Annotated in this window: 7 protein-coding genes; 2 read left to right on the forward strand and 5 right to left on the reverse strand. The window is 37.6% G+C overall.

What is annotated here, in order from left to right; translation table 11 throughout:
• Together RLO81_RS12605 and moaD are read right to left on the reverse strand one after the other, a co-directional pair.
• Nucleotides 1-399, reverse strand: a 399-nt coding sequence (locus tag RLO81_RS12605) for a molybdenum cofactor biosynthesis protein MoaE (RefSeq protein WP_350112038.1), incomplete at its 3' end; no start/stop codon positions are given.
• Complete coding sequence (moaD, locus tag RLO81_RS12610) at nucleotides 399-638, reverse strand: molybdopterin converting factor subunit 1 (protein ID WP_350112040.1); 240 nt, start codon at nucleotides 636-638, stop codon at nucleotides 399-401. The genes moaD and RLO81_RS12605, both read right to left, overlap by 1 nt.
• Nucleotides 639-706: 68 nt before the next feature.
• Between moaD and moaA the strand changes: the two genes are divergently transcribed.
• Complete coding sequence (moaA, locus tag RLO81_RS12615) at nucleotides 707-1,684, forward strand: GTP 3',8-cyclase MoaA (RefSeq protein ID WP_350112042.1); 978 nt, start codon at nucleotides 707-709, stop codon at nucleotides 1,682-1,684.
• A complete protein-coding gene (locus tag RLO81_RS12620) occupies nucleotides 1,684-2,445 on the forward strand; it encodes a sulfite exporter TauE/SafE family protein (RefSeq protein ID WP_350112044.1) in 762 nt (253 codons plus the stop codon). Before moaA ends, RLO81_RS12620 begins: the two co-directional genes overlap by 1 nt.
• On the opposite strand, the gene RLO81_RS12625 is transcribed toward RLO81_RS12620, so the two are convergent.
• The 3 genes from RLO81_RS12625 to RLO81_RS12635 all read right to left on the reverse strand — a co-directional run.
• Nucleotides 2,420-4,039, reverse strand: a complete 1,620-nt coding sequence (locus RLO81_RS12625) for a PorP/SprF family type IX secretion system membrane protein (RefSeq protein WP_350112046.1) — start codon at nucleotides 4,037-4,039, stop codon at nucleotides 2,420-2,422. The two genes, RLO81_RS12620 and RLO81_RS12625, sit on opposite strands and share 26 nt — an antisense overlap.
• Nucleotides 4,040-4,042: 3 nt before the next feature.
• The gene (locus RLO81_RS12630) at nucleotides 4,043-6,790 is read right to left on the reverse strand and encodes a T9SS type B sorting domain-containing protein (RefSeq protein WP_350112048.1); all 2,748 of its coding nucleotides are present in this window, start codon (nucleotides 6,788-6,790) and stop codon (nucleotides 4,043-4,045) included.
• On the reverse strand, nucleotides 6,790-7,346 hold a 557-nt coding region (locus RLO81_RS12635; protein WP_350112050.1), incomplete at its 5' end, for an energy transducer TonB. The genes RLO81_RS12630 and RLO81_RS12635, both read right to left, overlap by 1 nt.

Consider the following 7,346-nt stretch of genomic DNA (forward strand, 5'->3'; position numbering starts at 1 on the left):
TGAAACCCACACCTCACCGTCTTCTAAAAACTCTTTCTTCCAAATAGGCACTGTTTTCTTGAGTGTATCAATGGCATATTGACAAGCTTCAAAGGCTTCTTTTCTATGTGGGGATGAAACTGCAATTACTACAACTACTTCACCAATCTCTACCCTACCAACTCTATGATGAATCGAAATCTTCTTAACAGGCCACTTTTTCTGTATTCCTTCTGCTATTTTCTTCATTTCAGAAATAGCCATCGACTCATAAGTTTCAAAGAACAGATGGGTCACTTCTTTGCCTTTTGTGTGGTTTCTTACTGTACCGACAAACACGTCAATTCCACCACATGTCGGATCAATAACTTCATTAGTTATTGCATTAATATCAAGTGTATCTTCTGTAATTCGTATCATCAGCCTCCACTCACCGGTGGTATAAGAGCAATTTCATCAGACTCATTAATTTTCAGATTATCTTCTGCATATTCATTATTTACAGCAATCATCAATGAGTTGAGCCCTTTCAGTTTTTCGTAGTTCGACAGTAAATGTGTACGTAAATCTCGAACCGTTTCTCCCTGAATTTCAATTTGTTGAGGACTCTCACCTATAATTTCTTTGGTGACACCAAACAGTAGCACATTTAATTTCATGTTTTAAATATAGTCGTTCGTATCAATTCTAGCATTTTTTTAACCAACCAATTGACTAACTTAGTTATATGCTAGTTGATAAATTTGATAGGCAAATCACGTATGCTCGCATCAGTGTGACAGATCGTTGCAATTTGCGATGCTTTTATTGCATGCCTGCTGAAGGAATCAATTATGCACCAAGAAAGGATTTACTGTCGTACGAGGAGATTATTCGCTTAGCTAAAATTTTGGCAGATAATGGTGTTACAAAAATTAGAATAACCGGGGGTGAGCCTTTTGCCAGAAAAGATTTGGTTCATTGCTTGCGATCGCTTAAGCAAATTGTAGGGATTGAAGAAGTGCATGTTACCACTAATGCAGTTTTGATAGCTCCTTTTATGCAGGATTTAGCTTCAATTGGCATTGACTCCATCAATGTAAGCCTTGATACAATAGATAGTACTAGATTTTATGAAATTACGCGAAGAAATGAGTTTGAAGTAGTTTGGAACAACCTGCATGCATCAATTGATTCTGGAATTCCCACTAAAGTAAATATGGTTGTGATGAAAGGAATTAATGAAGGTGATATTATTCCGATGGCCAACCTTTCAAAGACACTACCAATTTCCATTAGATACATTGAAGAAATGCCTTTTAATGGTTCTGAAGTTAAACATGAAGTGATCACTTATTCAGAAATACAAGAGCGACTTGATTCTGTATATCCAAATATTGAAAGGCTAACTGAAAAACCAGGTAGTACTTCCATGAAATTCAAAATACCAGGTTCTAAAGGCGATATTGGCATTATCGCTGCTTACTCCAGAACCTTTTGCAATGATTGCAACAGGATAAGAATTACGTCAAAAGGTGAGCTGAGAAACTGTTTGTACGATCAATCAGGAATAAGTCTGAGGGATTTGCTGCGTGAAACCCGTGACGATCAAGAGGTATTGCGAGCAATTCAAAGTCATATAAATAAAAAATATGCTGATGGATTTGAAGCAGAGAGCAAACGTTATGAAAACAATTATGAATCAATGTCGATAATTGGAGGCTAATGGATAATACACTTTTACTGGTTGTCTTTTTCTTTCTTATTGCTATTTTCTATTCCTCCGTTGGCTTTGGAGGAGGTTCATCATATTTGGCCCTGTTGGTTTTGGCCGGAATTGATCTCTTTGTCTTGCGCTCCACCGCTTTAATGTGCAATGTCATTGTAGTATCGAGTGGAACATACATTTTTTATCAGGAAGGATACCTTAATGTGAGACGAACACTTCCAATAATCATTGCCAGCGTGCCCATGGCTTTTTTGGGTGGATATCTTCCGCTTTCTGCTGAGTTTATTTTCATACTTCTTGGATTTACATTATTAATCGCCTCCATTTTACTTTGGATAAAACCTTATAAAACAACAGAAAACTCAGATTCAGACATAACACGAAAAACCACTACCGGAGTTGGAATAGGCGGTGTTATTGGTTTGATATCCGGAATGGTTGGCATTGGTGGTGGAATATTTCTTTCACCAGTACTCAACTTAATTAACTGGAGTAAACCCAAACGCGTAGCTGCTATGGCCAGCTTTTTTATTTTGGTTAATTCCATAGCCGGACTCGTTGGCCAATGGATGCAGCACCCACCCTACCTTGACCTTGAATGGTCATGGCCTTTACTCGTGGCAGTATTGCTTGGCGGACAAATTGGTTCCAGGCTGGCTGTACAGAAATTTTCTCATGGAACGGTAAAAAGAACAACAGCAGTACTCGTATTTATTGCCAGCCTAAAAATTCTTAATGATCATTTATTTGGGTTTTAGACTTATGTAGGATAAACTCCACGCGTCTATTGTAGGCTCTGTTTTCATCTGAGGTATTTGGCTTTAGAGGTTTTTCTTCGCCATAGCCCTCCACTTTCATTCTACTTCTTTCTATGCCTTGAGACATTAGATATCTTGCAATTGCCTTTGCTCTATCTTTAGACAATTTGAGATTGTACTCACTCGAGCCAATATCATCTGTATGACCAATGATCTCTACACTGTACGTTTCATTAGATTTTAATGTAATGATCAAATCATTCAATCGTGATTTATCTGCATCATCTAATTCCGCTTCATTTAATTCGAAACTAAAGTTGACAAAAACGGGCTTTTCAGGTTGAATATGCTTCAAGTCACCAAAGTCAACTTCACTTTCCAGTTTTACAGAATCATCTGATAATTGACCACTATCAGTTTTATTAAATGTTTTCACGTTATCAACTATACTTGCTTGATCTTGATTAACTTCTTCTTCATTCTTAAGTTGATCTTCAAGTTCAGTAATATTCCCTTTATTTGAATCTCTTGCATCGGTTCTACTACCGTCATTTGATCTATCGTTAGAGGTTTTGTTCCTACGCAATCTTTTACGTCTTACTTTTCTTGCCTTGTATTTGGTTTGAATCAACTTACCAAATTGAAAACCAATTTCAAATGCACCTCTATTGGCTAACCTATTATTTAATGGAATATCAAAGCTTGAGCCGATGGATAATGGACCTCTATGCCATTGAACACCTATCATAGCACCCTGATTGGATAAGTATTTTGTATGCAATTGAATACTCTGTCCAGACAATCTAGAATCGTACCTGTCAAGCTTAAAATGCGTCACCAACCCAGCATTTAGTGAAGCAGTACCAGCCGTTAACGTGTAAAGCATTTCGGGATATAAGCTGACCATCTGATTTTCATAGATACGATACCCGGCTTCTATAATGGTAGTAATTGGTAATGGACTTCTACTTCCAAGAAAACTTTCATCCGGTTGATTTATATTAAACGCAGATAATCCAATATGCATTTTACGATTTTCATCTCGATCAATACTCTCCATTACCACTCCAGAGCTAAATGAAATAACATTGGTGTTATATGCACCTAAATTTTCGCCAGAAGGTAAAGATGGATCGAAACCGAAATCAAGAATAAATTGGTTCTCTGTTACCAAATTCGATGTATTCACATTTCTGGTACTATAATTAACTCTATTACCAAAACTTATGGTACTGTTATCACCGGACTTAAAATTCAGGGCATACGACACCCCTATTTCCTGAGAATGAAATAGCCCACCTAAACCTATTTTATCATTCATAAGCGAGAGGCCAATGGACGACCAGCGATCACCTCCGTTTCTTTTGATAAAAGGGTATTTAGCCTCAAAGAAGGCACTATTTAAGGCTATATCCGAAGCACTTTTTTGCGAACGATAAACGAATGATGCAGTCGCATAATCTGAAAGCGAAATAGCTCCCGGGTTTACTCTTTGACTTGAATAATTGTATTGTGAATACTGAAAGTATTGCGCATGGGTGTCAACAGTCGCAAATAAATATAAAAAAAGGAAGACGATCTCATATTGTCTCATATGCTATCTCACCAGATGTATAGTTCCCCTATCTTTCCCATTCAATAATATTGGCAGTCCGTTTGTATATTTTCCCTGTACCGTCCAGTAATAAATTCCGTTTGGCTGAATTTTGCCTTTCCATGTTCCGTCCCAGCCTTCTGTGCTTAGTTTATCAACATCGTTACTTTCAAATACCAAACTGCCAACTCTATTAAAAACTCTGAAATCGATATCTTCCACACCCATTAATCCCAACAGCCGGAGGAAATCATTACTGTTATCTTCATTGGGCGTAAATAGATTAGGGATATGAGCAGTGCTTACAATCTCAATTTCTACGTTGCCTGTCATTTCACAACCAATACTATCTGCAGCTTCTAATGTATAAATGATTGGTTCTGCTGGTGTGGCTAAGGGTGAAGAACTAGTTGGATCATCTAACCATATAGGAGGAGACCAATTGTAAGTAACTGCTCCTGACGCCATGAGGCGTACACTTTCTCCTCGATTGATTCGTACCAAGGTATCTGAAAAAACTAGTCTCGGTTCACTAATAATAACCTCAAAAGCATCTTGAAACTTACACTCATATTCATTTTGCCAGGTAACATTAATAACATCATCTGCTAATGCCACATATGTTATTGTATCTTCAGAAAACTCACCTAAAAGCTGTGAATTGTAAATGATGTTTCCCAAACCTGACAAACCAGCATCCAAATCAAGTTCATCTCCTTCACATGCGTAGATGTCACTAAAAAAGACTTGATCAACCTCAATTTTAATATATCCGATATTATTTTGATAATTTAATTCAGCATATCCACTGGTAGGATATTCTGTGTTAAAGCTCATAATGTTTAAATCGTTTGTCGGAAAAGTGACTGGCGTGCCACTCAACCCATCATCATTAAATACCACATACAAATCATCGGACAATAGCTGATTACTTATAACAAAACTGTAATCGGTGCTTTCAAAACCGTAAACTATTTCAGGCAATTCAAATGATTGAATTAACTGCGAATTGCTACCCAATGGATCTGCATTGTAAAAGGCAATAGGGGTACCAACATTGATTGTGTCATATCCTAAATTTTCAATAGTAAGCTCTACCAGAAGACTATCAACTTTGTAACATTCAGTACTTTCAATTATTGGTGACCCATCAATGGTGGGGTCTTCTACTTGTAATGTAAATGTATTAGCCACATCTACACAAGCACCATTCATTGCCTTCAAGCTTATATTGTATTCTCCAGGTTCAGGAAAGAAGTATGTTAAATGAACATCATTGGAGGTAAAAACGGGCAAATTCGGGTTGCCTGGAATAGGATTCTTATGGGTAATAGTCCACTCATACGATGTTGCACCGACAGAATAATTTGTAAAAACGACAGGTTCTAAAAACCTCGCCCGGGGATTTTTAGCAGCAATAAATCGAATGTCTGGCGAGTACCTGGCATCAACCCCACAGGTTACTTTTACTATTTTAGAATAGGAGACAAAACAGTCCGGGTTAGAGCTATTCCAGGCTTTTAAATAAACTCTGTATTTGCCTTCAGCAGGAAATGAATGAGAAAGGCTCGGTGATGTATTGATCACTCCAGAAGACGGCTGATACCCCACCTCCATAGCAATAGAGTAGTTTGATGATTTGTTACCCAAATATTCGACATGCCAGTTAAAAGTGTCTACATTTTCACTAGTGCTATTGAATGTCACATCCTGATTAGGTAGAGGCCGCATAATGCTCTGGTTAAATGAAAGGGAAAGATTAACATCACATGGAGCATTGCAAAACTGTCCATTTAAGAGCGGCCTGTAGCTTTCTTTATGAAAATGCATTCTTTCTGTCTGACCTGCAGAAAACTCTGAAGAACAGCCTCCATTCCCATAATCCATAAAATTGGTACCCATATCAAGCCTGTCTTCAAAAAAATTATTATTGCTGTAATTAGAAAGGGTATCAGTTGAACAACTGTTGTCTTCACATGAATTAAAAACACTATCATCTGGTGGCGTATCACAGACCATGTCGCCATCTGCAAAACAGTTATCGTTTTTACAACCGCCAGCGAACGTATGCAACAACCCAAAATAGTGTCCACCCTCATGTGCTACACCCTGAGCACTTATTGACGTAAGCACAATGCCATCCGTGATAAAATCTTTAGTTACTTCTTGAGTCGGTAAAGAGGAAAAACCACCACCTTTAAGCCTCGTCCACCATTCGCTACCCGTATACTCACTGTAAATTTCAGATCTTACTTCTTCTACAATCCATATATTGAGGTAGTAGCGCGGATCCCACTGACCCAACGTCTTCATTTTAGCATTCTCAAGGTCCATATCAAACCTCTCGTAATCAGAGTTAATTCTGTTGATCCCAGAAGTCAAAGCTCCATCAGGTGAACGTTGCGCCAGACAAAATTCAATTTGTGTATCTACGCCATCAACACCAGTGAATGAGCCCCGATGTGCATAGGCATCATTTATTTCTGAAAAAATTGATTGAACTTCCTCATCAGAAATCGTTGGGTTCTGCTCTACTAAATGAAAGACAACAGGTATAATGTATTTAGCATCGGCCTGTCTATTTGCCTTTGATTGCCACTTCACAAAGTCTTTGGCCAATTTTTCTTTATCAGAAGGTTGAAGTGGACTTGTCGAACAAGACTCAAAATTTGATCTACTCGATTGAGAGAAAGACGAATTTATCCCGGCCAAAACAAGAAGTATTGGCATTAATTTCTTTAAAGCCATCATTACTCGTTTTTTATTCTGAAATAAATTGGAACACTCACACGACTATCAACCGAGTCACCATTGACCATGGCTGGTACCCATGGAGGCATATTTTCTATTAACCGAATGGCTTCCTGATCGAACAACTCACCAAGTGATTTATCAACTACAACATTTCGTACTTCGCCTTTTTTTGTGATTGTAAAAATAATATTTACTTCACCTTGGATAGAATCAGCCATTGCCGCCTCGGGGTATTGAAGACTTTCTTCAAAATACCGATATAATTCTGAAGTGCCATTTAAAGGTTTTGCATTTTCATAAATATATTCTGTATCTAGTACTTCTGTTGGTGCAGGTTTCACAACTTCTTCTTTTTGAATGCTTTCTGCTATTTCATTTTCTGATGCAATGTGAACCTTTTTTTGTAATACTTCTTCTTTGTTAGGGGTTGATTGCTCTTCCAGTTTTTGAATTGGAGATTCGCTCATTTTCTCTTTTATCACATTTTCATCCTTTGATACTTCTTTTGCTGTATCTAATGGAAGAATGGATTTATCAATCTCATTTGTAGGTA

The sequence above is a fragment of the Fulvivirga sp. genome, from assembly GCF_040220315.1.
In the GTDB taxonomy this organism is placed as follows: Bacteria; Bacteroidota; Bacteroidia; order Cytophagales; family Cyclobacteriaceae; genus Fulvivirga.

What these genes read in the sequence shown, in the direction of transcription:
- moaD (WP_350112040.1), bottom strand. Translation starts at nt 638, where the DNA reads ATGAAATTAAATGTGCTACTGTTTGGTGTCACCAAAGAAATTATAGGT.
- moaA (WP_350112042.1), top strand. Translation starts at nt 707, where the DNA reads ATGCTAGTTGATAAATTTGATAGGCAAATCACGTATGCTCGCATCAGT.
- RLO81_RS12620 (WP_350112044.1), top strand. Translation starts at nt 1,684, where the DNA reads ATGGATAATACACTTTTACTGGTTGTCTTTTTCTTTCTTATTGCTATT.
- RLO81_RS12625 (WP_350112046.1), bottom strand. Translation starts at nt 4,039, where the DNA reads ATGAGACAATATGAGATCGTCTTCCTTTTTTTATATTTATTTGCGACT.
- RLO81_RS12630 (WP_350112048.1), bottom strand. Translation starts at nt 6,790, where the DNA reads ATGATGGCTTTAAAGAAATTAATGCCAATACTTCTTGTTTTGGCCGGG.